This is a genomic window from Lentzea albidocapillata, from assembly GCF_000719115.1.
Taxonomy (GTDB): Bacteria; Actinomycetota; Actinomycetes; order Mycobacteriales; family Pseudonocardiaceae; genus Lentzea; species Lentzea albidocapillata.
This window is the reverse complement of the sequence record NZ_JOEA01000026.1, coordinates 47,845-73,966: the sequence shown is the minus strand read 5'-3', so window position 1 is coordinate 73,966 and position 26,122 is coordinate 47,845. Positions and strand designations below refer to the sequence as shown.

Here is a 26,122-nt window from a genome sequence, read left to right as displayed (position 1 = left end):
CGTTGCCGGACAACAACGTCAGCGTCACCGCACTGTCGTTCACCGAGTACGTCATGAGCGGTCAGCGTGGGCGCATCAACATCGTGTCGGAACAGCGGGGGATGTACCTGGCCTCCGATACGCGGGTGTGCGGGTTCTACAACCCGATCCGCGACGCCATGCGACGAGCGGTCAACTCGACCGAACCCGAGATCGAGCTCAAGAAGGCGATCATGAACGCCAACCGCACGGGGCAGCCGCGGGCGTTCGAGGAGATCGCCGACGGCTTCCTGCCCTGGCTGGCGTCGTGCAAGGCGACGGGGGTGCCGGTGGAGGGCGCCACCTACCGCGCCGGCGAGCTGACCTTGAAGGTGCGGCCGCACCTGGGGCTGCGCAAGAAGGACGGCACGACGTACGCGGTGCTCGTGCACACCAAGGAGGTGCCGCTGACCAGGGAGGCGGCCAACGTCGGGCTGCGGATCCTGCAGCACACGGTCGCGGACACGCTGCCCGGCGCCATCCCGATGGTGCTCGACGCGCGGCGCGGCAAGGCGTACCAGATGCCGGCGCGCACGAACCTCGGGAAGCTCGACGTGCTGATCGCCGCCGAGGCGATGGGGTACGTGACGCACTGGAAGCTGTCCGGCCTGTTCGAGTCCGTTCAGGTCGGGTAGGGCGATGAGACGACGCGGCCCGTCTGGGGGTCGGGCCGTGTCGTCAGCAGCGCGCCAGTGCGATCAACAGGTTTTGAGCAACGCGGCCAGCGCGTCGTGCTCCGGCTGGTCCACGGTCAGCTTGTAGCTGATCTTCACCGAGATCCAGTGCCGCGCGTACGTGCACCCGTACGCCGCGACCGGCGGCTTCCACTTCGCCGGGTCCTGATCACCCTTGGAGCGGTTGGACTTCGCGGTCACCGCGATCAGCTGGATGCCGCCGAGGTCGTTGGCGAACGCCTTGCGCTCGTCGTCGGTCCACTTGTCGGCGCCCGAACGCCACGCTTCGGCGAGCGGCACGGTGTGGTCGATGTCGATCTCACCGGCCTCCTTGATCACCACGCCGTCGTAGACGCTGTTCCAGGTGCCCGAGGTCGCCTTGCAGTCCTTGTCCGCCTTCACGTCGGCACCCTGGCGCTGCAGCACGATCTCCCTGGTGTCACAGGAGTTCCCCTGCGAGGCCCAGTGCGGGAAGCGGTCGCGGCTGTAGCCGGCCATCTTGCCCTCGGGCGCGATCTTCAGGGCGGCGAGGTCCGCCGAACCGGCCGGAACGGGCGCGGGCGTGGTGGGCGGATTCTCCTGGGGTGACTGAAGATTCGTGAGGTACCAGCCGACCGCCACGAGCAGCACGAAGACCACCAGTGACGTCACCGCCGCGCGATTCATGCGCCCATGATCGACCATGCTGATCACGGACCGGTCACCCGGCCCGTGAACAGCGTGTCGGAGCTACGGACGCGAGGTCAGGTAGCCACCCATGTGCTTGAAGTACTCGTGCGCCTTGAGTTCGGTGCCATCGGCGGTACGAACCTTCTTGACCAGCAACGCCTTGCTCTTGCCGCGACGGGCCTCGGTGCCGGCGACGATCGTCACGCCGTCGCCCTCGCGGTAGAAGATCCGGCCGGGAGTGCCGCCGTAGACCTCGCCCGAGACGTCCGCCTCGATGATCTCCAGACGTTGGCCGCGGTGGAAGCAGAACGCGCTGGGGTACGGCGCGCACTGCGCTCGCACCAGGCGGTCCAGCTCCTCGGCGGTCCAGGTGAAGTCGATGCGCAGGTCTTCTTCGGCGCGCTTGTGGAAGAACGAGGCCTGTGAACGGTCCTGCTTCTGGAAGTCCGTGCGGCCGGACGCGATCTCGGCGAGGCCGTCGACCGTGATCGGGCCGAAGAGCTCCAGCGTCTTCTCGAACAGCACGGCCGTGGTGTCGCGCGGGCCGACCGGGACCGAGCGCTGCAGCACGATGTCGCCGGCGTCGAGCGTGTCGTCCATCATGTGCGCCGTCACGCCGACTTCCTTCTCGTCGTTGAGAAGCGCCCAGATCAACGGCGAGAAGCCCGCGTACTTCGGCAGCAGCGAGTCGTGCACGTTCAGCGTGCCGTGCTTGGGCAGCGCGAAGACCTGCGGCGGGATCCACGTCCGCCAGTTGCAGGCGACGATCACGTCGGGCTCGGCGGCCTTGAGCGCGTCGAACAGTTCCTGGTCCTCCGGGCGTTCGCGGACGACGACCTCGACGCCGTTCTCGCGGGCCAGGTCCTCGACCGAATCGCTCCAGACCTTCTCGTACACGCCCTCACCCTTGGGGTGGGTCACCACCAGGACGACCTCGTGCTCGGACGCCAAAAGTGCCTGCAGGGTGCGATGACCCCAGGTCTGGAACCCGAACATGACGACCCTCATGGGGGTGTCCTCCTTCACTTAGGTGCGATACGGTCAGGCTAACCTAACTGATGGCTTGCGCAGGTAGCTTAGGCTGCCCTAAGTTCGGTGCTCATGCATCCGATCTACGACATCGTCGGTATCGGGTTCGGTCCCTCGAACCTGGCGCTCGCCATCGCTCTGACCGAGCACAACGAGCAGGCCGAAACCCCTGTCACCGCGGTGTTCCTGGAACGCCAGCAGGCGTTCGGCTGGCATCGGGGCATGCTCCTGGACGACGCCACCATGCAGGTGTCGTTCCTCAAGGACCTCGTCACCATGCGGAACCCCACCAGCCGCTTCTCGTTCCTCTGCTACCTGCGGGACCGCGGCCGGCTGATCGACTTCGTCAACCACAAGAACCTGTTCCCGCTGCGCGTCGAGTTCCACGACTACTTCGAGTGGGCCGCCGCCCAGGTCGACGACATGGTCACCTACGGCACCGAAGCCGTTGGCGTGGAAGCGATCCAGGACAACCTGTTCGAGGTGACAACGGCCACGGGTGACGTGTACCACGCCCGCAACCTCGTCTTCGCGACCGGACTGCGCCCGACCGTGCCCGAGGGCATCGCGTTGTCGGACCGCGTGTGGCACAACAGCGAGTTCCTGCACCGCGTCGGCACGCTGAAGGACCCGAAGCGTTGTGTCGTCGTCGGTGCCGGGCAGAGCGCCGCGGAGACCGTGGCATACCTGCACCGCGAGTTCCCCGGCGCCGAGGTGTGCTCGGTGTTCTCCCGCTACGGCTACTCCCCCGCGGACGACAGCTCGTTCGCGAACCGGATCTTCGACCCCGAGGCCGTCGACCACTACTTCGACGCCCCGGACGCCGTGAAGCAGCGGTTGATGGACTACCACCGCAACACCAACTACTCCGTGGTCGACGTCGACCTGATCGCGCAGCTCTACCGCACCGAGTACCAGGAGAAGGTGCTGGGCACCGAGCGACTCAAGATGATGAAGATGACCCGGCTCGTCGCGGTCGAGGAGTCGGCGGACGGCGCGCGTGCGGTGATCCAGTCGCTCGTCACCGGTGAGCAGGAGTTCGTCGACACCGACCTCGTGCTGCTCGCGACCGGCTACGACGAAGCCGCGCCGGTGCTCGGTGCGCTCGACGAGACCTGCTCCCGGGACGAGACGGGTCGTCTCGTCGTGGGCCGTGACTACCGCGTGCAGACGTCGCTCAAGGGCGGCATCTACCTGCAGGGCGGCACTGAGCACTCGCACGGCATCACGTCGTCGCTGCTGTCCAACGTAGCGGTGCGCTCAGGTGAGATCCTGACGTCCGTGCTGACCAACACTCCTGTGCCGGTCCTCGCGACCGCGTGAAACTGGATCTCAAGCTGACGGGCTGCCGGGCCATCACGATGGACCCGGCACGCCCCGCCGCGCACACGATCGGCATCTGGCAGGGCCGCATCGCGGGACTGGACGAGCAGGTCGCGGACCTGCCCGCCGCCGAGACCGTCGACCTGGGCGGAGCCGTGGTGCTGCCCGGTTTCATCGACGCCCACACGCACCTGGCGTGGAACGGCCGCCGCACGATCGACATCACCGGCCTGACGACGGTCTCCCGGATCCTCGACCGTCTCACCGATGCTCCCGGCACGGGCTGGGTCGAGGCGTCCGGCTACGACCGCCGGGCCATGGACCGTCCCCTCACCGCGCTGGACCTCGACCGGGTCAGCGGCGGCAGGCCGGTGTACGTCGCCGACCTGTCCGGGCACGCGTGCGTCGTGAACTCCGTGGTGCTGAAGCGACTTCCGGGGATCACGAGCGACGGCTGGCTGACCGAGAACGAGCAACTGGCCGCTCGCACGTTGCGGCTGCCGTACTCGCTCGGCGAGATCACCGCCGAACTGCACGAGAGCGCCCGTCAGGTGCTGTCCGAGGGCGTCACGATGTGTGCGGAGGCCGGCATCGGCGCGGGCCTGATCGCCAGCAGCCCGCTCGAAGCCGCCGCGTACCAACGCGCCCAGCTGCCGATCCGTGTGCAGCTCATGGTGTCCGCGCACGTCCTGCACGACGTGACCGCTGACCCGTCCGACGGGGTTCCGCGGGCGATCGACCTCGGCCTGCACACCGGATTCGGCGACGACATGCTGTCGTTGGGAGCCCTGAAGCTGTGGACCGACGGCGGCATGATGGCGCGCACGGCCGCGTTGTCCGAGCCGTACCTCGGGACCGGTGGCTCGGGTCAGCTCGCCGAGTCCGAGGGGTCCATGCGGGCGGCGATCGCCGACGGCCACCACGCCGGCTGGCAGCTCGCGGTCCACGCGATCGGCGACAGGGCCATCGACTTCACCTTGGACGCCCTCCAAGAAGCGCAACGACAACGCCCGCGCGCCGACGCACGGCACCGCATCGAGCACTGCGGCCTCGTCCGCCCGGACCAGCTCGGCCGGATCGCCTCGCTCGGCGTGGTCCCCGTCGTCCAGCCCGCGTTCCTCCACTCCTACGGCGACGACTACAGCGAGATCATGGGGCCGCGCCGGGCGCCGTGGATGTACCGCGGGCGTTCGTTCCTCGACCACGGCATCACCGTCGCGGGCAGCTCGGACCGGCCGGTCGCGGACGGAGCCCCGTTGCGCGCCATCGAGTTCATGGTGCGCCGGAGGTCGTCCAGTGGCCGGGCGGTCGGGCCGGACGAGGCGATCACCGTCGAGGAGGCGATCCGCGCGTACACGCTCGGCGGCGCCTACGCGTGCCGCAAGGAGCACGTGCTGGGCAGCCTCACCCCGGGCAAGCTCGCGGACCTCGTCGTGCTCGGCGAGGACCCGCGCACGAGCGACGCCATCGCGGAGATCCCCGTGCTGGCCACCATGGTCGGCGGCACCCTCATGACTCAGCGATCTTCTTGATGACGGCCAGCCGCTGGTCCCACTGGGAGGCGAGCGAGGCCATCCAGGAGGCGGTGGCGTCGAGCGCGCCCGACCGGACGGAGAAGTTGTTCTCCCGGCCGGCGCGCTCGGACGCCACCAGCTCCGCCTTCTCCAGCACAGCCAGGTGTTTCACGATCGCCTGCCGGCTCACCGGCAGTTCGGCGGCGAGCGCCGACGCCGACGCGGCACCCTTCGCCGCGACCAGGTCGAGGATCCGCCGGCGCATCGGGTCGGCAAGCGCGGCCAAGACGTCATCGACCTGACTCACTCGCGCACCTCTTCTGCAACCCGACGGTTGCAGAACAGGCTACTGCAGGTGGAAGGTCGCGGCCAACGTCGTCAGGCGGTCGGTGATGTCGGCGTGGACGTTCGCGCGCCGGACCCAGTTCTCACTGCCCGACGCCGCGGACGGCGGCGTGCCCAGCGGCGTGACCGCGTCCGTGACGCCGTACTCCAGCCGGTACGCGAGCACCGCGATCGCCGACTCCAGCCAGAACGACGGGTCCGGCGTGGGGATCTCGCCCAGCCCGACCCGGAACCACACCGGCATGCGCGCGTACTGCGAGAGCGCCTCGGAGATGCGGCGCGCGGCGGCGTCCTTGATCTCACCGCGAGCCTTGTCCCCGGCGAGCACGGCCTCGGTGCGCCACTCCTCCCCCACGGCGTCCTCGTCGGCCTCCAGCCGCTCGGCGGCCCGCTGCGCACTGGCCTCGTTCGCGTTGATCAGCCACTCCATCTGGCGCACCTCGTGCGACAGCGCGTCCCGCTCGAACCGGGGCACCCGCCCACCGTCCAGTTTGGACCTGGCGTCGTCGCGGCGGGCCTTGAGCCCGTCGAACTCCAGCACCTCCTGCCTCAGTGCGACCCGAGCCGGATCAGCGAGGATCTCCTGCTCGGCATCCCACCCCCTGCGCAGCGCATCGACCAGCGGCTCGATCTCGCCGGTCACCGCGTCGAGTCCGGCCGGCGGCCCGTCTCCGGCACCGGACAACCGCCGCTCCAGCACCGTCAGCCGGGCCGTGACGCGCTCGAGTTCCGCCGTGATCTGACCGACGTGACTGATCAACGTGGCGACCTGCGGCTCGACCACATCGAGCCGTTCCTTCTCCGTGGGCACGCGACCAGCGAACCGGACATTGTGGACCGGGAAAAGCGGGTACCCGACGAATGCACGCATTAGAGGCGTGGTTCCGCCCGGCCGTGGCACCCACCCTCACGCACCGTCACCGCGCTGAGTGAACCCGGACAGAACGGGGTATTAATAGAAAATGGCGACCTCCGTTACTGAGACCGAGCGCAAGTACGAGGCACCATCGGACGCGAGTCTGCCGGACCTCACCGAGATCACCGGCGTGGCGACCGGCCCAGAGGAGTTCGACCTCGAAGCCACCTACTTCGACACCGACGACTACCGCCTGGCCCGCGCCGGCGTGACGCTGCGCAGGCGGGTGGGCGGCGACGACGAGGGCTGGCACCTCAAACTCCCGGCAGGTGAGGACTCCCGCCAGGAACTCCGCGTCCCTCTGGGCCGCGCTGTGAAGAAGCCCCCGAAGGACCTCTCCTCCCTGGTCCGCGCCCACACCAGGGGCGGCGACCTGAGCCCGGTGGCCGAGATCCGCACGAACCGCCGCCGCTGGCAACTGACCAACGGCAAGGGCGACATGCTCGCCGAGGTGGTCGACGACGTGGTCACCGCCCAGACCATGGGCTCCTCCACCAAGACCACCTCATGGCGCGAGATCGAGGTGGAACTGGGCGAAAACGGCGACCGCGCCCTCCTCGACACCGTGGAACGCCACCTGGGCGACGCGGGCATCGTCCCGTCGTCCTCGAAGTCCAAGCTCTCGCAGGTGATCGGCGTGAAACGGGACTCCGGCCCCACCCTCGGCAAGAAGCCGACGGCAGGCGACGTGGTCCTCGCCTACCTCTACGAACAACGAGCAGCACTCCAGAACCAGGACCCGCGAGTCCGCCGCGACGAGGACGACGCCGTCCACCAGATGCGGGTGGCCACCCGCCGCATGCGCTCGGCCCTCCAGGCCTTCGGCAAGATCGTCGACCGCGAACAGACCCGCGCCCTGACCGACGAACTGAAGTGGCTGGCCTCCGTTCTGGGCAGCTCGCGCGACCTGGAAGTACTCCGCATGCGCTTCGAGGAAGGCCTGCACGCCCTCCCGTCAGAACTGGTCCTCGGCGACGTGGCCGCCCGCTTGACCCGCCACTTCGCCCCGCTGGAAGCCAAGGCGCACAAGGACTCCGTGGCCGCGCTGAACAGCGGGCGCTACTTCACCCTCCTCAACACCATCGACACGCTGCTGACCACGCCTCCACTCACGTCCTCGGCCTCAGGCAAGGCGAAGGACGTCCTCCCGCGCCTGGTGGAAAAAGCCCGCCACCGCCTGGACGTCCGCGTCGAGGAGGCACTCGCCACCAGCGACAGCGACGAACCCCTCCACGAGGCCCGCAAGGCGGCGAAACGGCTCCGCTACTCGGCCGAGGTCGCCGAGCCCGCACTGGGCAAGCACGCCAAGGCGTTGCGCAAGCGGGCGAAGGACGTCCAGACCCTGCTGGGCGACCACCAGGACTCGGTGGTCGCCCGCCCGGTCCTGCTGGAGCTCGGCAGGGGTGACGAGAACGGCTTCACGTTCGGCCTGCTCTACGGCAAAGAAGTGGAGCTGGCGCACAAGACGGAAGCCGCCCTCCCGGCCCTGTGGCACAAGCTGAGCAAGGAACACCTCTAGCAAGGTGGCGAAATTGGTCTGAACCTTGACACCGAAACCCCACCCCTGAAACCGTGACCGAACGCCGCCAAGTCCCCCCGTGCCCTGTGGAGGATGGCGTGAAAGCAACACAACTGCAGGCCGCACTAGCGGCACTGGTGATCGCCGGATCAGGAGTGCTGGTGACCAACACAGCAGACGCGGCAGCCCCGACCACCCTGCAAGAGCTGGTCCCCCAGCCGGTCCGGGTACAGCCCCGCCCGGACATCACCTTCACCCTCACCCCGGCCGCCAGGATCCAGCTGGCCACCCAGGACGCCCGCAAACCGGCCGAACTGCTGGCGAGAATCCTCCGCCCCTCCACGGGCTACGCACTGCCGATCACGGACAGCGTCTCCGGCGAGGGCGTGGTCCTGACCGGCGGCGCGGACCCCAAAACCGGTCCAGAGGGCTACCAACTGGACGTAACACCGAAGCAGGTGGTCATCCGGGCGAACTCCTCGGCCGGCCACTTCAACGGCATCGCGACCCTGCGCCAGCTCCTCCCGCCCAGGGCCGAGGCCAAAACCAGGCAACCAGGCCCGTGGACGGTGCCGGGCGCCAGCATCCTGGACCACCCCAGGTACCACCACCGGGGCGCGATGCTCGACGTCTCCCGCCACTTCTTCACCCCGGACCAGGTGAAGCGCTACATCAACCAGATCGCCGCCTTCAAGATCAACTACTTCCACCTCCACCTGTCGGACGACCAGGGCTGGCGACTGGAGATCAAGAGTTGGCCCGAGCTGACCAGGATCGGCGGCAGCACGGAGGTGGGTGGCCGGACGGGCAAGCTCTTCTACACCCAGGACCAGTACAAGGACATCGTCGCCTACGCGGCGAGCAGGGGCATCACGGTCATCCCCGAGTTCGACATGCCGGGCCACACCAACGCCGCCCAGGCGAGCTACGCCGAGCTGAACTGCGACGACAAGAAGCGCCCGCTCTACACCGGCACCGAGGTCGGCTTCAGTTCCCTGTGCATCAACAAGGACGTCACCTACAAGTTCGTCGAGGACGTGGTCCGGGAGGTCTCCGCGATCACGCCCGGCCCGTACTTCCACATCGGCGGCGACGAGGCGCTCAGTACCCCTGACGCGGACTACGTGACGTTTATGAACCGGGTCCTGCCCATCGTGAAGAAGTACGGCAAGACCACCGTCGGCTGGCACGAGTTCATCAAGACCACCAAGGACACGGCAGTCGTGCCGCAGTTCTGGGGCACCACGACGACCGACGCCAACGTGGCAGCGGCGGCCCAGCGCGGCAACAAGGTCCTGATGTCGCCGGCGAACCGTATCTACCTCGACATGAAGTACGACAAGAACACCAAGCTCGGCCTGGACTGGGCGGGCCTCGTGGAGGTCAGGGACGCGTACAGCTGGAACCCCGGCGCGTACCTGAACGGCGTGACCGAGGCCAACGTCCGCGGCGTCGAAGCTCCACTGTGGACGGAGACGATCCGGACGTCCGCCGACATCGAGTACATGGCGTTCCCGAGGCTTCCGGTCGCGGCCGAGCTCGGCTGGTCTCCGGCAGCCGTCCACAACTGGGACCGCTTCGCCCCGCGCCTGGGCGCGCAGGGACCACGCTGGAAGGTGCAGGGCGTCAACTTCTACGCGAGCACCCAGGTGCCGTGGAAGAAGTAGCGCCTGGAAAGACCTCTACCCGCGGTCGGAGTAGCTGACCAGCAGGTGCTTCACGCGGCGGTACTCGGCGAGCACGGCGGTGTTCGCCGGGTACGGGGAGTAGTTGTTGACCCACACCCGTTCGGCGTGCAGGTCCTGGCCGGCGTTGTGCGCGAGCGTGACGTCGCGGCACCAGATGCCGGCGCCGAGCTGGGCGACGGACTCGTTGGCGATCTTGACGGCGTCATCGAGGTCGTCGAACCTGGTCACCGACACGACGGGACCGAGCAGGTCGTCGGCGAACACGCCCGAACGGTGGTCGCCCTCGAAGATCGTGGGCTGCACGAAGTGACCGGAGGCCTCGCCGCCGGTCACCAGGCGGGCGCCCTCGGCCTTGCCGCGCTCCACGTACGCAAGGACTCGATCGCGCTGCGCAAGGCTCACGACAGCGCCGACCATCGTGTCCGTGTCGAGCGGGTCGCCCGAACGCAACTCCTCCGTGCGGACCGTCGCGAGGTGCAGGAACTCCTCGTAGACGGCAGTCTGGATCAACGCGCGCGACGGGGCCGTGGAGCTCTCGCCCTGGTTGGCCGCGAACATCGCGAAGCCCTCCAGCGCCTTGTCCAGGAAGCCGTCGCGCCGCGCCGTGACGTCGGAGAAGAAGATGTTCGGGCAGCGGCCGGCGACGAGGGGGTGGTCGTCGGAGCCGGTGACGACGTTGACGACGCCGGGCGGCATCAGGTCGGCGATCACGCCCAGCAGGACGTGGATCGACGCCGGGGTCTGCAGGGCGGGCTCCAGCACCACCGCGTTGCCGGCGGCCAGCGCGGGTGCGAGCACGCGGCAGGCGTTCATCAGCGGGAACGTCCACGAGATGCGCTCGTGCACCACGCCGATCGGCTGGAACGAGCGGTAGTCGAAGGTGCTGCGGCCGAGCTGCTCGACCTCGCCCACCTCGGCGCGGACGACGGCGGCGTACTGGCGGAACAGCTCGATCAGCATGGGCACGTCGGCGACCAGGGCCTCACGCACAGGCTTGCCGTTGTCCCACGTCTCGGCGACGGCGAGTTCGGTTGCGTGCTCCTCGATGCGGTCCGCGATCTCGCACAGCACGGTGGCACGCTCTCGGGGCGTGGTGTTCCCCCACGCGCGGGCGGCGCCACTGGCCGCGTGCATCGCACGGGCGCGGTCGGCGTCGGTGCCACGGGCGACCTCGGTGAAGACGTCGCCGGTCACCGGGGTGACGTTCTCGACGTACTCGCCGGTAACGGGCGACACGTAGTCGCCGCCGATGAAGTGGTCGTACCTCGCCCGGTACGCGACCACACTGCCGGGCTGCCCCGGTGCCGCGTACTGCGTCATTCTCGACTCCCTGCCAGAGATGGCCCACTCGATGCCTGGGGTGGGCAAAGTGAGAAAGTAGGCAGCAGAACGTTGCATGCTCGTTGCAAGCCGTGGATGGATCAGTGAGCCACGAACCCGGGCAACACGCACTGTTGCTGAGTCGAGTCAGAGATGCCGTGCTGAGTGGGACTCACACGGTTGATTTGCCACGCTCAGTGATTTCCGCGTCGTGGCAACGGTCACTCGCCGCCAACGTCGATCCCGACCTGCACACCGCGCCGACCGTGTTCGCCGCAGACGAGCTTTCCGACCTGCGCAAACGGCATCCGCTGTACCCGACGCTGCCGCTGCTGCGCGAGACGTTGCTGGGCTTCGCGGAAGAGGCGAAGCACATCATGATCGTCGCGGACGCCCAGGGCCACGTCCTGTGGTGCGAGGGGGCCAAAGACACCCGCGGCAGTGCCGAGGACGTCGGCCTGGCAGAGGGAACGCTCTGGTCGGAGGGTGCGGCGGGGACGAACGGGATGGGCACGGCGCTGGCGGTGAACTCCCCCGTCACGGTCCACTCGGCCGAGCACCTGGTGCGGACCTACCACCACTGGACCTGCGCGGCGAGCCCGATCCACGACCCCGACACGGGCACCACGATCGGGGTCGTCGACCTCAGCGGCCCGATCGAGACAGTCCATCCCTCGATGGTGGCGCTGGTCTCGGCGTCGTCCCGCCTCGCCGAGTCGGAGATGCTCGCCCGGATGCACGCGCAGGACGAGGAACTGCGGGCGCGCAACATGCGCCACCTGATCGCGTTGCGCGGCGAGCCCGGCGCGTTGCTCAGCCCGACCGGCCGGGTCGTGGCCGTCGAGCCGTACGGACTGCTGCCCTCGCGCGTCGACGTCTCCGCGGACCGGGTCGAGCTCCCGGACGGCCGCGAGGCGGTGCTGGAGCCGCTCGCCCACGGCTATCTGCTGCGCATTCCCCGGCAACGGCACGTGCGGCGCAGCGTGCTGTCGCTGTCGTTCCTGCTGCCGGAGCCCAAGGTCGTGCTGGACGGCCGCGAGGTGCCGATCTCGTTGCGGCACGCGGAGATCCTGGCGGCGCTGACGTTGCAGGGCAGGCTGACGGCCGACCAGCTCGCGTTGCGCCTCTACGGCGAGCGCGGCAACCCCACGACCGTGCGCGCCGAGCTGCACCGGCTGCGCGCCCAGCTGGGCCCGGACGTCCTCGCGACCAGGCCGTACCGCCTCACCGCCGACGTCGAGACCGACTTCCTGGCGGTGCGGGCCGCCCTCAGGGCCGCTGACGTGCCGCTGGCCGTGAGCAGGTACCGCGGCTCGCTGCTGCGCCGCTCCGAGGCACCCGTCGTGCTGGCCGAGCGGGACGACCTGGCGACCGGGGTGCGCAAGGCGGTCCTGCAGCGCGGCGACGCGAACGCGCTGTGGACGTTCACCCAGACCGACTCGGGCGAACACGACGTCGAGGCGCTGGAACAGCTGGTCAAGCTGTTGCCGCCGGACGACGTCAGGCTCGCCATCGCCACCGCGCGCCTCCGGAGACTCAGTCAGGACGATTGACAAGACTCTCGCAAACTGAATATCTTCCTTGCTAAGAGACTTGGCAAGGGGGATTGTCATGCGCGTACTCATCATCGGAGCGGGGACCGGTGGCCTGTGCCTGGCGCACGGGCTGAAGAAGGCCGGCGTGGACGTCGCGCTGTTCGAACGCGACCGCACGCCGCGCAGCATGTTGATCGGTTACCGGGTCGGGATCAGCCCGGACGGCAGCAAGGCGCTGCACAGCTGTCTGCCACCGGACGTGTTCGCCGAGTTCGTCCGCACCACCGCCCGGCCGCCGCGGCGGATAGCGATGCGCACCGAGAAGTACAGGGAACTGCTGGTCGGCGACATCGCGACGGACCGCGACGACAGCCGCAGCGAGAAGTCGGTCAGCCGGATCGCGATGCGCACGGCGTTGCTCGGCGGCCTGGACGACGTCGTCCGGTTCGACAGGACGTTCACGCACTTCACCCAGAACGACGACGGCACCGTCACCGCGTTCTTCGACGACGGCACGTCCGAGACCGGTGACGTGCTGGTCGGCGCGGACGGCGCGCAGTCCAGGGTGCGCAGGCAGTACCTGCCGGACGCCAAGGTGGTCGACACCGGCATCACGTCGGTCGCGGGCAAGCTGCCGCTGACCGACGAGAACGCCAGGCTGCTGCCACCGCTGGCCGACGGCGGCATCACGTTGCTGTTCGGGCCGCACGGCGAGTTCGTGATCATCCACGTGATGCGCTTCGACGGCATCGGTGTCGAGGACGACTACATCATGTGGGGCTACGCGGCCTCGCACGACAAGTTCCCGGACATGAAGGACATGAGCCAGGCCGAGCTCAAGCAGGTCGTGCTGAACCTGACCCCGAAGTTCCACCCGCACCTGCGCAAGCTGTTCGCGCTGGCCACACCGGAGACCGTGTTCCAGATCAGGGTCCGCACGTCCGAACGGCCACCGCCGTGGCAGCCGAGCAACGTCACGATGATCGGCGACTCGGTGCACCTCATGACGCCCGGCCGCGGCATCGGCGCCAACACGGCGCTGCGGGACGCGGAACTGTTGTGCCGCAAGCTCACCGAGGGCGAGAACGCCGTGCAGGCGATCGGCGAGTACGAGCAGGAGATGATCGAGTACGGGTTCCATGCCGTGGAGGCGTCGCGCGAGATGATGGACGGCAACAGCCTGATCCACAAGCCCGTGATCGGACGGGTCGCGGCGGCGTTCTCGCGGACGTTCCTGCGCGTGACCAACGCCGTGCCCGTGCTCAAGCGGAAGATGCTCGCCGAGGACGCGGCGGAGCGTGATCACGTAAGTTCTGACCATGAGGTTGTTCACGCCCGGTGAGGTCGTGGTGCGGCGTGAGGTGCTGCACGGCAAGGTCTGGTCGGAGATGCCGACGAGAGTGGTCGTCGACGAGCCGGGACTGCTCGCGGTGTTCGTCGAGCCGGGCACCCGGCTGACCTACCCCGACCACCACCACCCGCACCCGTGGGACAAGCCCGAACGCGGCTTCTGGCGCGGTCACGGCAAGCTCATGCTGCACCGCCCGCAGGACGCCTACTCGGTCGACCTGTTCTGGAAGGGCGAGGGCCGGGTGTTCGGCAACTACTACCTGAACCTGCAGGCGCCCTACCGCCGCGTCGAGGACGGGTTCGAGACCCTCGACCACGCGCTGGACTACACGCTGGCGCCGGACGGCACCTGGGCACAGCGCGACCTCGACGAGTTCGAGGAGCAGGTCGCCTCCGGCAAGTACTCCGCCGACGAGGCCGAAGCGATCAGGGCCGAGGGGCTCAAGATCGAGAAGATGCTGGCGTCCGGCGAGATCTGGTGGGACACGGCCTGGGCGGACTGGCACCCGTGAAGGTACGGCCGCTCACGTTCGACACGCTCGTCGCCGAGATCGTCTCCCGCGTCGAAGCACTGCCAGGCCGGGTGCGCGTCCTGATCGACGGCGCGCCCGCGGCCGAACCGGGCAAGCTCGCGGACGCCGTCGTGGAACCGTTGCGCGCCTTGGGCCGCCCGGTGCAACGCGTGTCCACTGAGGACTTCCTGCGACCGGCCTCGGTGCGACTGGAACACGGCCGCACCGACTCGTACTCGTACCGGCACGACTGGTTCGACTTCGGCGGCCTGCAGCGCGAGGTCCTCGACCCGGCGATGGACGGCAAGGTGCTGCCGTCGTTGTGGAACGCCGCCACGGACCGCGCCAGCCGCGCCGAGTACGTCGACGTGCCGGAGAACGGGGTCGTGCTCGTGGACGGCACCCTGATGCTCGACCGGTGGCTGCCGGCCGAGCTCACCGTGCACCTGTGGCTCTCCCCCGGCGCTTTGAAACGCAAGACAGCCGAGGAGTGGACCCTGCCGGCGTTCGACGACTACGACCCGGTGGCCGACCTCTTCGTGCGCTACGACCACCCTGAACGGCCGGGCCTGGTCGAGTCGTGAACCGCGAGGGCAAGGTAGTCTGCGAGGCATGTGGCGGCTGGAGACCAGGCAGCGAGCGCTGTTGACGCTCGCGGTCTTCCTGCCTGCCCTCTACGCCTTCACGTTGTTCTCGTCGCCGATGGAGGTCGTCGCGGCCGTGACCGCGCTCGCCCTCACGTTGATCGTGGTCGTCGCGCTGGTGCCGCTGTCGGTGGCACCGGCGCGATCGCTCTCGATCCGCGAACGAGCCCAGCGCACAGCACAACTGCGGCTGCGCAATCCTGACTCCGCAGGCAAGTCCCGTCCTCGAGCACCGGGATGCCGGACGTTCTGACACGTCCTGGCCCCTAACTCGATACGGAGAATCCACCCTTGTTCGCTGACCTGGGCGCTGCCCTGGCGAGCTTCGGCATGCCCGCGCTCGCCATCGTCCTGTTCACTGTCGTCGTGCGGCTCGCGCTGCACCCCTTCTACCGCGCGGCCGTGCGCGGGGAGAAGGCCAAGGCCAAGCTCGCACCCGAGATCCAGAAGCTGCAGAAGAAGTACGGCAAGGACCTGATGCGGTTCTCCGAGGAGTCGCAGAAGGTCTACAAGCGCAATGGCGTGTCGATGTTCGCGGGCATGCTGCCGATGCTCGCGACGATCCCGTTCTTCATGGTCATCTATCAGGTGGTCACGACGCCGAACCCGTTGCTGGACGGCACGTTGTTCGGCATCTCGCTCGGCACGCACTTCACGACCGGCTTCGCGTGGGTGTTCTTCGTGCTGTTCGGGCTGCTGGCCGTGGTCGCCTATGTGACCGTGAAGTGGCAGCAGTCGCGGATGACCACCACGCCCACCCCGGGGTTCATGACCGGGCTGGTCAAGGTGCTGCCGTTCGGGACGATCCTGGTGGCCGCGTACCTGCCTTTGGCCGCCGGGTTGTACCTGCTCACCACGACGACATGGACGATCGCGGAACGGGCGCTGCTCTACCGCATCCTGAGCTGAAGCTGGGCGACGAGCCGGACGAGCGGGTCGTCCAGATCGAGGTCGATCCGCTTGAGCCGGTACCTCAACGTGTTCGGGTGGACGTGCAGCCGGTCCGCCGCGGCGCGCACGTCACCCAGCGCGTCGAGGTAGGCCAGCAACGACTTCGCGAGCTCCGCGTCCAGTGCGTCGATCCTCGGGTCCCTGATGCGTGGGTTGTCCTGGAGCAGAGCCAGGATCTCGCTCACCAGGACCTGGGAGCGGACGTCGGCGAGTGTCGCCACCTCGGCGTCGAGGTCGCGGGCCATCGCGTCCAGCACGCGTTCGGCCTCCTGGCGGGAGACCTGCGCGTCGTCCAGTGTGGACACCGTCGAACCGACCGCCGCCTGGACCGCCGTGTGCAGGTGGCGGCGTGCGGTGGTGACGATCTCCCTGGTCAGGCTCAGGAGCTGGGCGTTCGGGGCGAGGTCCGGCAACAGCACGTAGGTGCGGCCGCCGGACTCGCTGACCAGCGCGCTGCGCCGGTACGCCGCCGCGTGCACGGAGATCAGGCCGGTCATCTCGGCGCGGCGGAGTTCGTGTTCGCTGCGGTCGCCCTCGGCGCTGCGGACCGCGAACACCACGACGGCGGCGGGTTTCTTCGGGTCGGCGCCGATCTGGCCGGCGACGGTGGCGGCGTCCATGCGGCCGGTGAGCAGGGCGGCGAGGAGGTTCTCGCGGAACCTCGACGTCGGCTGGTTGCGCTGCTGGATCAGGTGCGGGGCCGTGACGCGGGCGGCACCGAGCAGGGCTCGTTCGGCCTGCTCGGTCAGCGGCTGGTCGCCCTCCTGCACCCAGATCGCGCCGAGTGGCTGGCGGCCGGCGTGGATGCCCACGGCGATGCGCCTTCGGATGCCGAGTTCCGGGCGTTCGTCGATGCGGACGACCTCTTCGGACGACCGGAGCAGGTTGTAAACGCCCCACTCGCGGAGCATCTTCAGGTACGGCTCGGGGCCCTGGCGGCCCAGGATCGACAGCCTGCGCAGCTCGTCGACCTCGTCGGACGAGCGGGAGTAGGCGAGCACGCGGCTCGCGGTGTCCTCGATGCTGACGATGCCGCCGGTCAGGGTGGCAATCGTTTGCGCAAGCGCGAACAGGTCGCCGAGGACCTCGCCGTCGTCGGTCGTGGTCGTGAGAACGCCCTTGGCGAGCGACTCCAGGTGACCCCAGCGGACCTCCGGGCGGACTTCGAGCAACGCCACGCCCGCGTCTCTGGCCGCTTGTTCGAGCGTCTGCGACGACTCCTTGACCGCGACGGCCGCGACCTTCGCCCGCCCTGCGGCCCTGATCAGCGGCAATGCGGCCCGGCCGCGCGCACCGATCAGCAGGGCCAGGTCGCCTTGGGCCACGTCTGGCGGATCGTCCGGATCCATGATCACGACATCGCGCACGTCCACCTCCAGGCCGTTGGGGGCGACCTGCAGTTCGACGAGCGGATCGCCCAGCGCGATGAGAATGTGGCGGAGGCTCGACACTGTTCGATCGTACATCCGAGACGGTGAATCTTGGCCTGTCGCACAACGGGCAGTGACCTGCCCGGACTTACGGTTTGCGTACCGAACAAGCGCTGCCATAAAAGGTCGGCGGCACGAGACGCACGGCGCCCATGATTTGGGTTGCTGCTGCGCAGGAGGAGTTGCGAGTGGACGCGGTCACCCAGGTTCCCGCCCCGGTCAACGAGCCGGTCCTGCAGTACGCCCCCGGTACCCCGGAGCGCGCTGAGCTGCAGGCCAAGCTGGTCGAGCTGCAGAAGGAGCCGCTCGATCTGACGCTGACCATCGGTGGCGAGCAGCGCATGGGTGGCGGTGAGCGTGTCGACGTCGTCCAGCCGCACAACCACCGCTCGGTCCTCGGCACCCTCGCCGGCGCGACGCAGCAGGACACCACCGATGCCCTGCGTGCGGCCCGCGAGGCCGCTCCGGCGTGGCGCGCGATGTCGTTCGACGACCGCGCGGCGATCATCCTGCGCGCCGCCGACCTGCTGGCCGGCCCGTGGCGTCAGACGCTGAACGCCGCGACGATGCTCGGCCAGTCGAAGACCGCGATCCAGGCGGAGATCGACGCGGCGTGCGAGCTGATCGACTTCTGGCGCTTCAACGTGCAGTTCGCCCGCAACCTGCTGGCCGAGCAGCCGATCTCCTCCCCCGGTGTGTGGAACCGCACGGACCACCGTCCGCTCGAAGGTTTCGTCTACGCGATCACGCCGTTCAACTTCACCGCGATCGCCGGCAACCTGCCGACCGCGCCCGCGCTGATGGGCAACGTGGTGCTGTGGAAGCCGTCGCCCACCCAGTCGTTCGCCGCGCACCTCACCATGCGGCTGCTGGAAGAGGCGGGCATGCCGCCCGGTGTCATCAACCTGCTGCCCGGTGACGGCCTCGCGGTGTCCGAGGTGGCGCTGAGCTCCCCCGACCTCGCGGGCATCCACTTCACCGGCTCCACCCCGACGTTCCAGAGGCTGTGGGCGCAGGTCGGTTCGAACATCGCGAACTACCGCTCGTACCCGCGCATCGTCGGCGAGACCGGCGGCAAGGACTTCATCCTGGCGCACCCGTCGGCCGACCCGGACGTGCTGCGCGTCGCCCTGATCCGCGGTGCTTTCGAGTACCAGGGCCAGAAGTGCTCCGCCGCGTCGCGTGCCTACGTGCCGCGCTCGGTGTGGAACAAGATCAAGGACCAGTTCCTGGCCGAGGTCGACGCGCTGACCTACGGCGACGTCACCGACTTCTCCAACTTCGGTGGTGCGGTGATCGACCGCCGCTCGTTCGACAAGCTGTCGGGCGTGCTGCAGGCCGCTCGCGCCGACTCCTCGCTGGAGATCGCCGCCGGTGGCACCGCGGACGACAGCGACGGCTTCTTCGTGCGGCCGACCGTGCTCGTCGGCTCCGACCCTGCGAACTCCGTGTTCACCACCGAGTTCTTCGGCCCGGTGCTCGCGATCCACGTGTTCGAGGACGCGGACTACCTGACCGTGCTCAAGCAGATGGAGAGCGCGGCGCCCTACGGCCTGACCGGCTCGATCATCTCCCGTGACCGCGCCGCCGTGGCGCACGCGCAGGAAGAGCTGCGGTTCGCCGCCGGCAACTTCTACGTCAACGACAAGCCCACCGGTGCCGTCGTGGGCCAGCAGCCGTTCGGCGGCGGTCGCGCGTCCGGCACGAACGACAAGGCGGGGTCGGTCCACAACCTGCTCCGCTGGGTCAGCCCGCGCTCCATCAAGGAGACCTTCGCGGCGCCCACCAACCACCTCCACCCGCACCAGGGCTAGATCCGGCCCTCCTGAGTGAGGGGAACGTCCTTGCGCCACAAGCGCTTGGACGTTCCCCTCACCTTTCACACCCTGAGGACGTGAACCATGTTGCGCTCCAGCCTTCTTCTGGCGTCCCGCAGCGCGGGTGCCCGCAAGCTCGTCGAGTCGACGCCGCTGACCCGGCCCGTCGTCGAGCGGTTCGTCGCCGGTGCCGACGTCTCCTCCGCGATCCGCGCGACCGCCGAGGTGCTCGGCGACGGTCGTCTGGTCACGCTCGACCACCTCGGTGAGGACACCTTCGAGGAGTCGCAGGCCAACGCCACCGTCGAGGCGTACCTGACGCTGCTGTCGAAGCTGGAGTCGCAGGGACTCACGCGGGGCGCCGAGGTGTCGGTCAAGCTGTCGGCCGTCGGCCAGTCGCTGGCGATCGACGGCGAGAAGATCGCACTGGAGAACGCGCGGCGCATCTGCACGGCTGCCGCCGTCGTCGGCACGACCGTGACGCTGGACATGGAAGACCACACCACCACGGACTCCACGCTGGGCATCCTGCGTGAGCTGCGGATCGACTTCCCGTGGGTCGGCGCGGTGCTGCAGGCTTACCTGAAGCGCACCGAGCAGGACTGCCGCGACCTGGCGTACGCCGGTTCGCGCGTACGCCTGTGCAAGGGTGCGTACCAGGAGCCTGCTTCCGTTGCGTACCAGGACAAGCACGACGTCGACCTGTCGTACGTGCGGTGCCTGAAGATCCTCATGGAGGGCGACGGCTACCCGATGGTGGCCTCGCACGACCCGCGCCTGATCGCGATCGCCGCCGACCTGGCGTCCGCGCGCTCGAAGGACACCTACGAGTTCCAGATGCTGTACGGCATCCGGCCCGAGGAGCAGCGCCGCATCGCCGCCGAGGGCAACCGCATGCGCGTGTACCTGCCGTACGGCGACGAGTGGTACGGCTACTTCATGCGCCGTCTCGCGGAGCGTCCGGCCAACGTGGCGTTCTTCGCGAGGTCGCTGCTCACCAAGAGCTGAGCTCCTCGACTGTTTCGAGGGCGAACTGCAACTTCACCGGCTCGCCTGCCCCGCGGAGGATCTCGACCGCGCGGCGGGTGAGCCGGAGTGCTTTCTCCGTCCCGTACCTCGTCTCGGCGCAGAGCCGGCCGTAGATCGTCAGCGCATCGGCGTAGTCGGCGTGCACGTCGAGGTCGAGGCCGGCCATGTGCCACAGCACGACCGCGATGTGCGCGGTGTTGCGTGCCTCTTCCTTCCGTTCCGCGGCACGGAGTCTGCACACGTGCCGCTGCAGGGCCGAGAGGTAGACGGTGGGCGCCGTCCTCGCTCGCAGCGCCCGGCAGATCTCGACCGTGAACTCGGACATCCCCACCGCGCGGACGTGGTGGTCCGATTCGGACAGTGCGCGGGCCGTGTTCTGCAGCGGTGGCGCGAGTTTCGCGCCGAAGAACTCGATGAGCTGTGACGGCAGGCGGTGGCAGGCGTCGAGGCACTCGTCGGCCGTGATCATCGCCTGACCGTCCTGGCCGAGCAGGAGCTGCTGCTCGACCAGCGTCGCAAGGGCGATCACGAGGTCCGCCTGGTTCCGGACGAGGTCCTCGGCAACCAGTTCCCGGTACACCTCGACGGCCTCCTCGGCCGCGCCGACGTCACCCACGACCTTGGCGACGTTGAGCAGGGCGGCGCCCAGGCCCTTGCGGTCCCCCGTCTCGCGCCAGAGCATGACCGCTTCCCGTGCGGTGAGCGCGGCGTCGATGTCGCCGGCCAGCTCCAGCAACGCCTGGCTGCGCCGCGTCAGCGCGTCGGCGAGTTCGGTGCGGAACGTATCGGGGTGGGCGAGGGCGAGACGGCGGAACAGGTCCACTGCCTCCTTCAACGTCTCGTTCGCGGCCTCGGCCCTGTCCAGGTCGACGAACATGGCACCGGCCGTGACGAGGTTGCGGGCGAGCTCGGGTTCGAAGCGCGGGTCCTCCTGCGCGACCACCCTCCAGTTCGCGATGGAGAGCTGCATCGAGTCGGCCGCGTGCTGCCTGTTGCCCTCGACGTGGAAGCGGCGGGCCATCACGGCGGCGACCCTGGCGAAGTCGGCGCGGAAGAGCGCCGGGTGGTTCTTCGCGAGCTCCTGGAAGAGCAGGGTGGCGCGGCTGATGGCGGTCATCGCGTCCTCGTCGAGGCCGAGGGCCTGATAGCGGTAGCTGATCTGCTCCAGGGCCGCCGCGAGGTGCGGAATGGTCTCCGGGTCGTCCTCCGCGATCTCGCGCCAGAGGTCGATCGCCTCCTCGGAGACGGCGAGCACCTCGTCGTTGCGCTGGGCGTTGATCAGCCTGAGTCCCAGGTCGCCCAGCGCGTCCGCGAGCAGCGGCCGGTTCTCCCGGTCCCGTGCCGCGAGCTCGCGGTAGCACCCGACCTCGGCCTGGGAGGCCTCGACGGACTCCTGGCGCAGGCCGCACAACATCGTGCGGGCGCTCAGCATCCCGTACATCTCGGCGCGTTCGAGGAGGTCGTCGGCGCGCTCGAGCAGGCGGCGGGTGAGGATCGACGGGATCGCGTCGGTGGCGAACCGCTCGTCGCGGAAGACCTGCCGGGCGATGGTCTCCACGGTGGCGGTGGACCCGATCTCCGCGGCGATGCGGAGGCTGTCGCGGGCCATGTCGCGCACGATCTTCGGGTTCCCCGTGACGAGCTCGTCGAGCCTGGGACTCAGCGCCGGCCATCTGTGCGCGGCGCGCGCCAGCAGGTCCGGGTCCGGGGTGTCGGGGGTGGCGACCGCCAGGTAGTCCTCGGCGATGCGGCCGGTCTTGCGGCCGGCGTCGCGCTTGAGAAGCTGCCGGACGAGCTGGGTGCGGTTCACGTCGCACGGATCGCCGTGCACCACGGTCAGCGCGGCCATGTGCAGGTCGAGGACCGTCTCCTGGGCGATGTTCGGCGGCGGCTCGTCCGGGGCCGTGACGTCGAGCTGCTTGGCGAAGTGCTGGCAGGCGAGCGTGAACGACTCCTCGCGGTCTTCGAGCGTCGCGGCGAGTTCGACGGCCATGACCTCGTGGTCGAAGTCCGCGATCCGCTGGCGGGTGGACGACCACCACCAGCCCGTGGTCCTCGCCGCCAGCAGCACCCGCGTGCGCGCCGGCCCGTGCCGCAGCGTGTCCTGCAGCAGCAGGAAGACGTCCTGCCAGCGGAGCCGGTCGGCGTCGTCGATCACCAGCAGCCTGCCGTGCGCGGCATCGTCCCAGCACTCCTCCTGGAACTGCTGGAGCAGCCTGCTCTTGCCCGCGCCCGCCTGGGCGTGCAGCAGCAGGGACGCCTGTGGCGCGGGGCTGTCGCGCCAGAGCGTGAGTGTGTGCAGCTCGGATTCTCTGCCGTGAAAGGGGACCACCTGCTGGGTGGGATCCAGCAATGCGGCAACGCTGAGTGCTCGGTCCACCGTTTCATAGTCGGTCGCTGGTCAGCCCAGGGGTAGCAAGACCACACCATCGTGGCCTTTTCCCGTTTTTCCTTCACCCCAATGTCTACTGGCTTGGAGAAGGTCCAACAGCTACCTGCGATGGCACCAGTTTCACTCTGGACTGAAATTGTCAGACCTCCCCGGCACAATCCGGGATGTGCTGGTCGCCCTCGTCATCGACGCTGACGGCGCCGGCCGGTGGCAGAAGCTGCTCGACGACGGGACTCCGGCAGGTCCCGCGATGACGGCTTCGTCGCCGGCCGCCGCCGTCGCGTCGCTGGAGCGCGCCCACAGACCGCGCTGGGTCTGGGCGGACACGTCCGAGGTCTACCCGGTGCTGCTCGCCGCCGGGGTGCGCGTCGACCGGTGCTGGGACCTGCACCTGACCGAGGCGTTGCTGCTCGGCGCGGAGGGCCGGCACCGTGAGCCGAAGGAGCTCGCGGGGGCGTTGGCGCGGGTGCTCGGGCTGCCCGCTCCGGCCGACGCCGGGCCGGCCAAGAAGGACGACGCGCTGACGTTGTTCGGGCCGGAGCCGGTGGTGCTGCCGGGCGACACCGACCCGTTGGCTGCTTTGTCGCTGGTTTTCCGCTCACAGCAACGGAACCCGGCGCTGGGGCTGCTGATCGCGGCGGAGTCGGCGTCGGCGCTGGTGGCCGCGGAGATGACGCACCACGGGTTGCCGTGGCGGGAGGACGTGCACAACAGGTTGCTGGAGGAGGTCCTCGGGCCTCGTCCGGCATCCGGCCGGCGGCCGAAGTTGTTGCAGGACCTGGCAGATCAGATCCAGGAGGCGTTCGGCGGCCGGGAGATGAACCCGGACGCACCGGCCAGCATCGTCAAGGCGTTCGCGCGCGCCGGCATCGAGGTGCCGTCCGCGCGGCGGTGGGTGTTGAAGAAGGTCGACCACCCCGCGGTGAAACCGTTGCTGGACTACAAAGAGCGCGCCCGGCTGTGGGTGGCGCACGGCTGGTCGTGGCTCGACACGTGGGTCGAGGACGGGCGGTTCCGGCCGGACTACGTCGTGGGTGGCGTCGTCACCGGACGCTGGGCGTCGCGAGGCGGAGCCGCGTTGCAGATCCCGCGGCTGATGCGGCAGGCGGTGATCGCCGACGACGGCTGGTGCCTCGTCGCTGCGGACGCGTCGCAGCTCGAACCGCGGATTCTCGCTGCCCTGTCAGGGGATCCGCGGCTGACCGAGGTCTGCGGTGACGACGACCTCTATGCCGCACTGGCGGAGGACTCGTTCAAGGGCGAGCGGCCGCGGGCGAAGATCGCGATGTTGTCGGCGATGTACGGCGGCACCTCCGGTGAGGCCGGGCCGCTGCTCGCCGTGCTGCGCAAGAGGTTCCCGGTCGCGGTCGGGTACGTGGAGGACGCCGCCAGGGCCGGCGAGCAGGGCCGGATGGTGCGCACGCGGCTGGGCCGCACGTCGCCGACGCCGTCCGCGGCGTGGCAGGAGCTGACCGGAGGCGCCGACGAGTCCGGGGAGTCGTCGAGCTCGTCGCGGCAGGCGGCACGCAACTGGGGGCGGTTCACCCGGAACTTCGTGGTGCAGGGCAGCGCGGCGGACTGGACGGCGGCGTTGCTGGGCGTGCTGCGCACCAGACTTCCCGCCGACGCGCACCTGGTGTTCTTCCAGCACGACGAGGTGCTGGTGCACTGCCCGCGCGCCGATGCCGACGCCGTGGTCGAGGCGATCGCCGCAGCCGGGCGCGAGGCGACCCGGCTGCTGTTCGGTGAGACATCGGTGCGCTTCCCGATGAACGCGGTGCCCGTGACCTGCTACGCCGACGCGAAATAAGTCCGAACGAGACGGTTCGTCCCGGATCGTTGGTCCGAACGGGCGATTGCTCTTACACCGTGAGAGCGCTCTCATAAATGGACTGCACCCGTGACAAGGAGGTCACTCGCGCATGAGGCAACGCCGCCGCATCTTCGCGGCCACGACAGCTCTTATTGCCGCGGTACCCCTGGCGATCGTCGCCATGTCCGCCAACGCTGCTATCCCACCCCCTGCCCCGGGATGGACGCAGGTGTGGGGTGACGACTTCAACGGTTCGAACGGATCGCTGCCGTCGAGCGCCAACTGGATCATCGACACCGGCCACGGTTACCCCGGCGGACCTGCCAACTGGGGCACCGGCGAGATCCAGAACTACACGAACAGCACGAACAACCTCAAGCTCGACGGCAACGGCAACCTGCGCATCACCGCCCTGAAGGACGGCGGAGGCAACTGGACGTCGGCGCGCATCGAGACCCAGCGCTCGAACTTCAAGCCGGCGGCCGGCGGCAAGCTCGCCATCGAGGGCCGCATCCAGATGCCGAACGTCACGGGCCAGGCCGCCCTGGGCTACTGGCCCGCGTTCTGGACCCTCGGCGCGCCGTACCGCGGCAACTACTGGAACTGGCCGGGCATCGGCGAGTTCGACATCATGGAGAACGTCAACGGCATCAACTCCGTCTGGGGTGTGCTGCACTGCGACGTCGCTCCCGGCGGTGCCTGCGGCGAGTTCACCGGCATCGGCAACTCGCGGACGTGCCCCGGCGCGTCCTGCCAGTCCGCCTTCCACACCTACCGCTTCGAGTGGGACGACGCCGCGAAGACGTTCACGTGGTTCGTCGACGGCCAGGCCTACCACCAGGTGACGCAGGCTCGTGTCGGCGTCAACGTCTGGAACGCGATGACGTCGCATGCGGGCCACTTCATCCTGCTCAACCTGGCGATGGGCGGCGCGTTCCCGAACGCGCTGAACAACAACCAGCCGACCCCTGTCGCGGCTACCCAGTCCGGGCACTCGATGGTCGTGGACTACGTGGCCGTCTACTCGGCTGGCGGCACCACCCCGACCACCACCACTACGACCACGACGTCGAACCCCGGCGGTGGGGGTTCCGCGTACAGCGAACTGCAGGCGGAGAACGCTTCCGAGCGGTCCGGCGGTTCGGTGGCGCCCGGTGATGGCGGTTCGGGCGTACACCAGATAGCGAACGGCGGCTTCGTGAAGTTCTCCGGCGTCAACTTCGGCACCGGACCCGCCCGGCAGTTCTACGCCCGCGTGGCCTCCGGAGCCGGAGGCGGCGTGAGCGGGCTGATCGAGGTGCGGCTCGGGTCGCGCACGGCCACGCCGGTCGGATCGTTCGCGGTGGGCAACACGGGTGGCTGGGACGCGTGGAGAACCATCCCCGCGAACATCTCGAACATCTCGGGCACGCACGACGTGTACGTGACGTTCACGAGCGGCCAGCCCGCGCCCTACGTCAGTTTGAACTGGGTGAAGTTCGGAACCTGACCCTGGGTTCGCGGCCCGCTGAGCTCGTCCGCTAAGATGGCATCCGCAAGACGCGGATGATTAGCTCAGCGGGAGAGCACTACCTTGACACGGTAGGGGTCACTGGTTCAATCCCAGTATCGTCCATACGAGAACGGGCCCGGTC

General features: G+C 68.9%; 22 protein-coding genes and 1 tRNA gene. 16 read left to right on the top strand and 7 right to left on the bottom strand.

Features of this window, described 5'->3' with window-relative positions; translation table 11 throughout:
• The first annotated feature begins 2 nt into the window (after window positions 1–2).
• Complete coding sequence (locus tag IG04_RS0135955; protein WP_030481204.1) at window positions 3–653, top strand: hypothetical protein; 651 nt, start codon at window positions 3–5, stop codon at window positions 651–653.
• A gap of 63 nt (window positions 654–716) precedes the next feature.
• On the opposite strand, the gene IG04_RS0135950 is transcribed toward IG04_RS0135955, so the two are convergent.
• Window positions 717–1,358, bottom strand: a complete 642-nt coding sequence (locus tag IG04_RS0135950) for an HNH endonuclease family protein (RefSeq protein ID WP_030481203.1) — start codon at window positions 1,356–1,358, stop codon at window positions 717–719.
• A gap of 63 nt (window positions 1,359–1,421) precedes the next feature.
• Window positions 1,422–2,369, bottom strand: coding sequence for a methionyl-tRNA formyltransferase (locus tag IG04_RS0135945; protein ID WP_030481202.1), 948 nt, complete (start codon window positions 2,367–2,369; stop codon window positions 1,422–1,424).
• A gap of 93 nt (window positions 2,370–2,462) precedes the next feature.
• On the opposite strand from IG04_RS0135945, the gene IG04_RS0135940 reads away from it, so the two are divergent.
• A complete protein-coding gene (locus tag IG04_RS0135940; protein ID WP_030481201.1) occupies window positions 2,463–3,713 on the top strand; it encodes a lysine N(6)-hydroxylase/L-ornithine N(5)-oxygenase family protein in 1,251 nt (416 codons plus the stop codon).
• On the top strand, window positions 3,710–5,245 hold the full coding sequence (locus tag IG04_RS0135935) for an amidohydrolase (RefSeq protein WP_030481200.1): 1,536 nt from the start codon (window positions 3,710–3,712) through the stop codon (window positions 5,243–5,245). The genes IG04_RS0135940 and IG04_RS0135935 overlap by 4 nt, the downstream gene beginning before the upstream one ends.
• On the opposite strand, the gene IG04_RS0135930 is transcribed toward IG04_RS0135935, so the two are convergent.
• Together IG04_RS0135930 and IG04_RS44545 are read right to left on the bottom strand one after the other, a co-directional pair.
• A complete protein-coding gene (locus IG04_RS0135930) occupies window positions 5,223–5,534 on the bottom strand; it encodes an ArsR/SmtB family transcription factor (RefSeq protein ID WP_030481199.1) in 312 nt (103 codons plus the stop codon). The genes IG04_RS0135935 and IG04_RS0135930 overlap by 23 nt on opposite strands.
• A 39-nt stretch (window positions 5,535–5,573) precedes the next feature.
• Window positions 5,574–6,383: a hypothetical protein gene (locus tag IG04_RS44545; protein ID WP_030481198.1), complete on the bottom strand. Its 810-nt coding sequence runs from the start codon at window positions 6,381–6,383 to the stop codon at window positions 5,574–5,576.
• A gap of 151 nt (window positions 6,384–6,534) precedes the next feature.
• Here IG04_RS44545 and IG04_RS0135920 point away from each other — a divergent pair, with 151 nt between their 5' ends.
• On the top strand, window positions 6,535–8,007 hold the full coding sequence (locus tag IG04_RS0135920; RefSeq protein ID WP_030481197.1) for a CYTH and CHAD domain-containing protein: 1,473 nt from the start codon (window positions 6,535–6,537) through the stop codon (window positions 8,005–8,007).
• 98 nt (window positions 8,008–8,105) lie between these two features.
• Window positions 8,106–9,674, top strand: a complete 1,569-nt coding sequence (locus IG04_RS0135915; protein ID WP_036016593.1) for a beta-N-acetylhexosaminidase — start codon at window positions 8,106–8,108, stop codon at window positions 9,672–9,674.
• Between the two features lie 15 nt (window positions 9,675–9,689).
• On the opposite strand, the gene IG04_RS0135910 is transcribed toward IG04_RS0135915, so the two are convergent.
• Window positions 9,690–11,015 carry an aldehyde dehydrogenase family protein gene (locus tag IG04_RS0135910; protein WP_030481195.1) on the bottom strand — a complete coding sequence of 442 codons (1,326 nt, stop codon included), beginning with the start codon at window positions 11,013–11,015 and terminating at the stop codon, window positions 9,690–9,692.
• 197 nt (window positions 11,016–11,212) lie between these two features.
• On the opposite strand from IG04_RS0135910, the gene IG04_RS0135905 reads away from it, so the two are divergent.
• Genes IG04_RS0135905 through IG04_RS0135880 form a run of 6 tightly spaced genes read left to right on the top strand, consistent with a single transcriptional unit; the run spans window position 11,213 to window position 15,965 of the window.
• A complete protein-coding gene (locus IG04_RS0135905; protein WP_245816473.1) occupies window positions 11,213–12,568 on the top strand; it encodes a GAF domain-containing protein in 1,356 nt (451 codons plus the stop codon).
• A gap of 58 nt (window positions 12,569–12,626) precedes the next feature.
• Window positions 12,627–13,892 carry an FAD-dependent oxidoreductase gene (locus IG04_RS0135900; protein WP_051771377.1) on the top strand — a complete coding sequence of 422 codons (1,266 nt, stop codon included), beginning with the start codon at window positions 12,627–12,629 and terminating at the stop codon, window positions 13,890–13,892.
• Window positions 13,870–14,412, top strand: a complete 543-nt coding sequence (locus IG04_RS0135895) for a ribonuclease FAU-1 family protein (protein WP_030481192.1) — start codon at window positions 13,870–13,872, stop codon at window positions 14,410–14,412. The genes IG04_RS0135900 and IG04_RS0135895 overlap by 23 nt, the downstream gene beginning before the upstream one ends.
• A complete protein-coding gene (locus IG04_RS0135890; RefSeq protein WP_030481191.1) occupies window positions 14,409–14,996 on the top strand; it encodes a nucleoside/nucleotide kinase family protein in 588 nt (195 codons plus the stop codon). Before IG04_RS0135895 ends, IG04_RS0135890 begins: the two co-directional genes overlap by 4 nt.
• Before the next feature lie 28 nt (window positions 14,997–15,024).
• The gene (locus IG04_RS0135885) at window positions 15,025–15,309 is read left to right on the top strand and encodes a DUF6412 domain-containing protein (protein ID WP_051771375.1); all 285 of its coding nucleotides are present in this window, start codon (window positions 15,025–15,027) and stop codon (window positions 15,307–15,309) included.
• Between the two features lie 38 nt (window positions 15,310–15,347).
• Window positions 15,348–15,965 carry a YidC/Oxa1 family membrane protein insertase gene (locus IG04_RS0135880; protein ID WP_051771373.1) on the top strand — a complete coding sequence of 206 codons (618 nt, stop codon included), beginning with the start codon at window positions 15,348–15,350 and terminating at the stop codon, window positions 15,963–15,965.
• Here the strand turns inward: IG04_RS0135880 and IG04_RS0135875 are convergent.
• Complete coding sequence (locus tag IG04_RS0135875; RefSeq protein ID WP_030481188.1) at window positions 15,947–17,473, bottom strand: helix-turn-helix domain-containing protein; 1,527 nt, start codon at window positions 17,471–17,473, stop codon at window positions 15,947–15,949. The genes IG04_RS0135880 and IG04_RS0135875 overlap by 19 nt on opposite strands.
• 152 nt (window positions 17,474–17,625) lie before the next feature.
• Between IG04_RS0135875 and pruA the strand changes: the two genes are divergently transcribed.
• Window positions 17,626–19,251, top strand: coding sequence for an L-glutamate gamma-semialdehyde dehydrogenase (gene pruA / locus IG04_RS0135870; RefSeq protein ID WP_030481187.1), 1,626 nt, complete (start codon window positions 17,626–17,628; stop codon window positions 19,249–19,251).
• A gap of 87 nt (window positions 19,252–19,338) precedes the next feature.
• Window positions 19,339–20,262, top strand: a complete 924-nt coding sequence (locus IG04_RS0135865) for a proline dehydrogenase family protein (RefSeq protein ID WP_030481186.1) — start codon at window positions 19,339–19,341, stop codon at window positions 20,260–20,262.
• On the opposite strand, the gene IG04_RS0135860 is transcribed toward IG04_RS0135865, so the two are convergent.
• Window positions 20,249–22,663 carry a tetratricopeptide repeat protein gene (locus IG04_RS0135860; protein WP_144065547.1) on the bottom strand — a complete coding sequence of 805 codons (2,415 nt, stop codon included), beginning with the start codon at window positions 22,661–22,663 and terminating at the stop codon, window positions 20,249–20,251. The two genes, IG04_RS0135865 and IG04_RS0135860, sit on opposite strands and share 14 nt — an antisense overlap.
• Window positions 22,664–22,841: 178 nt before the next feature.
• On the opposite strand from IG04_RS0135860, the gene IG04_RS0135855 reads away from it, so the two are divergent.
• From IG04_RS0135855 to IG04_RS0135845, 3 genes are all read left to right on the top strand, one after another.
• On the top strand, window positions 22,842–24,485 hold the full coding sequence (locus IG04_RS0135855) for a bifunctional 3'-5' exonuclease/DNA polymerase (protein ID WP_030481184.1): 1,644 nt from the start codon (window positions 22,842–22,844) through the stop codon (window positions 24,483–24,485).
• A 112-nt stretch (window positions 24,486–24,597) separates the two neighbouring features.
• The gene (locus IG04_RS0135850) at window positions 24,598–25,977 is read left to right on the top strand and encodes a carbohydrate-binding protein (protein WP_030481183.1); all 1,380 of its coding nucleotides are present in this window, start codon (window positions 24,598–24,600) and stop codon (window positions 25,975–25,977) included.
• 54 nt (window positions 25,978–26,031) lie between these two features.
• A tRNA-Val gene (locus tag IG04_RS0135845) sits at window positions 26,032–26,103 on the top strand.
• The last annotated feature ends 19 nt before the right edge of the window (window positions 26,104–26,122 follow it).

Excerpts from the sequence above, each read along its gene's own strand:
- IG04_RS0135950 (WP_030481203.1), bottom strand. The coding sequence starts at position 1,358 with ATGAATCGCGCGGCGGTGACGTCACTGGTGGTCTTCGTGCTGCTCGTG.
- IG04_RS0135945 (WP_030481202.1), bottom strand. The coding sequence starts at position 2,369 with ATGAGGGTCGTCATGTTCGGGTTCCAGACCTGGGGTCATCGCACCCTG.
- IG04_RS0135940 (WP_030481201.1), top strand. The coding sequence starts at position 2,463 with ATGCATCCGATCTACGACATCGTCGGTATCGGGTTCGGTCCCTCGAAC.
- IG04_RS0135920 (WP_030481197.1), top strand. The coding sequence starts at position 6,535 with ATGGCGACCTCCGTTACTGAGACCGAGCGCAAGTACGAGGCACCATCG.
- IG04_RS0135910 (WP_030481195.1), bottom strand. The coding sequence starts at position 11,015 with ATGACGCAGTACGCGGCACCGGGGCAGCCCGGCAGTGTGGTCGCGTAC.
- IG04_RS0135900 (WP_051771377.1), top strand. The coding sequence starts at position 12,627 with ATGCGCGTACTCATCATCGGAGCGGGGACCGGTGGCCTGTGCCTGGCG.
- IG04_RS0135895 (WP_030481192.1), top strand. The coding sequence starts at position 13,870 with ATGAGGTTGTTCACGCCCGGTGAGGTCGTGGTGCGGCGTGAGGTGCTG.
- IG04_RS0135885 (WP_051771375.1), top strand. The coding sequence starts at position 15,025 with ATGTGGCGGCTGGAGACCAGGCAGCGAGCGCTGTTGACGCTCGCGGTC.
- IG04_RS0135875 (WP_030481188.1), bottom strand. The coding sequence starts at position 17,473 with ATGTACGATCGAACAGTGTCGAGCCTCCGCCACATTCTCATCGCGCTG.
- IG04_RS0135865 (WP_030481186.1), top strand. The coding sequence starts at position 19,339 with ATGTTGCGCTCCAGCCTTCTTCTGGCGTCCCGCAGCGCGGGTGCCCGC.
- IG04_RS0135850 (WP_030481183.1), top strand. The coding sequence starts at position 24,598 with ATGAGGCAACGCCGCCGCATCTTCGCGGCCACGACAGCTCTTATTGCC.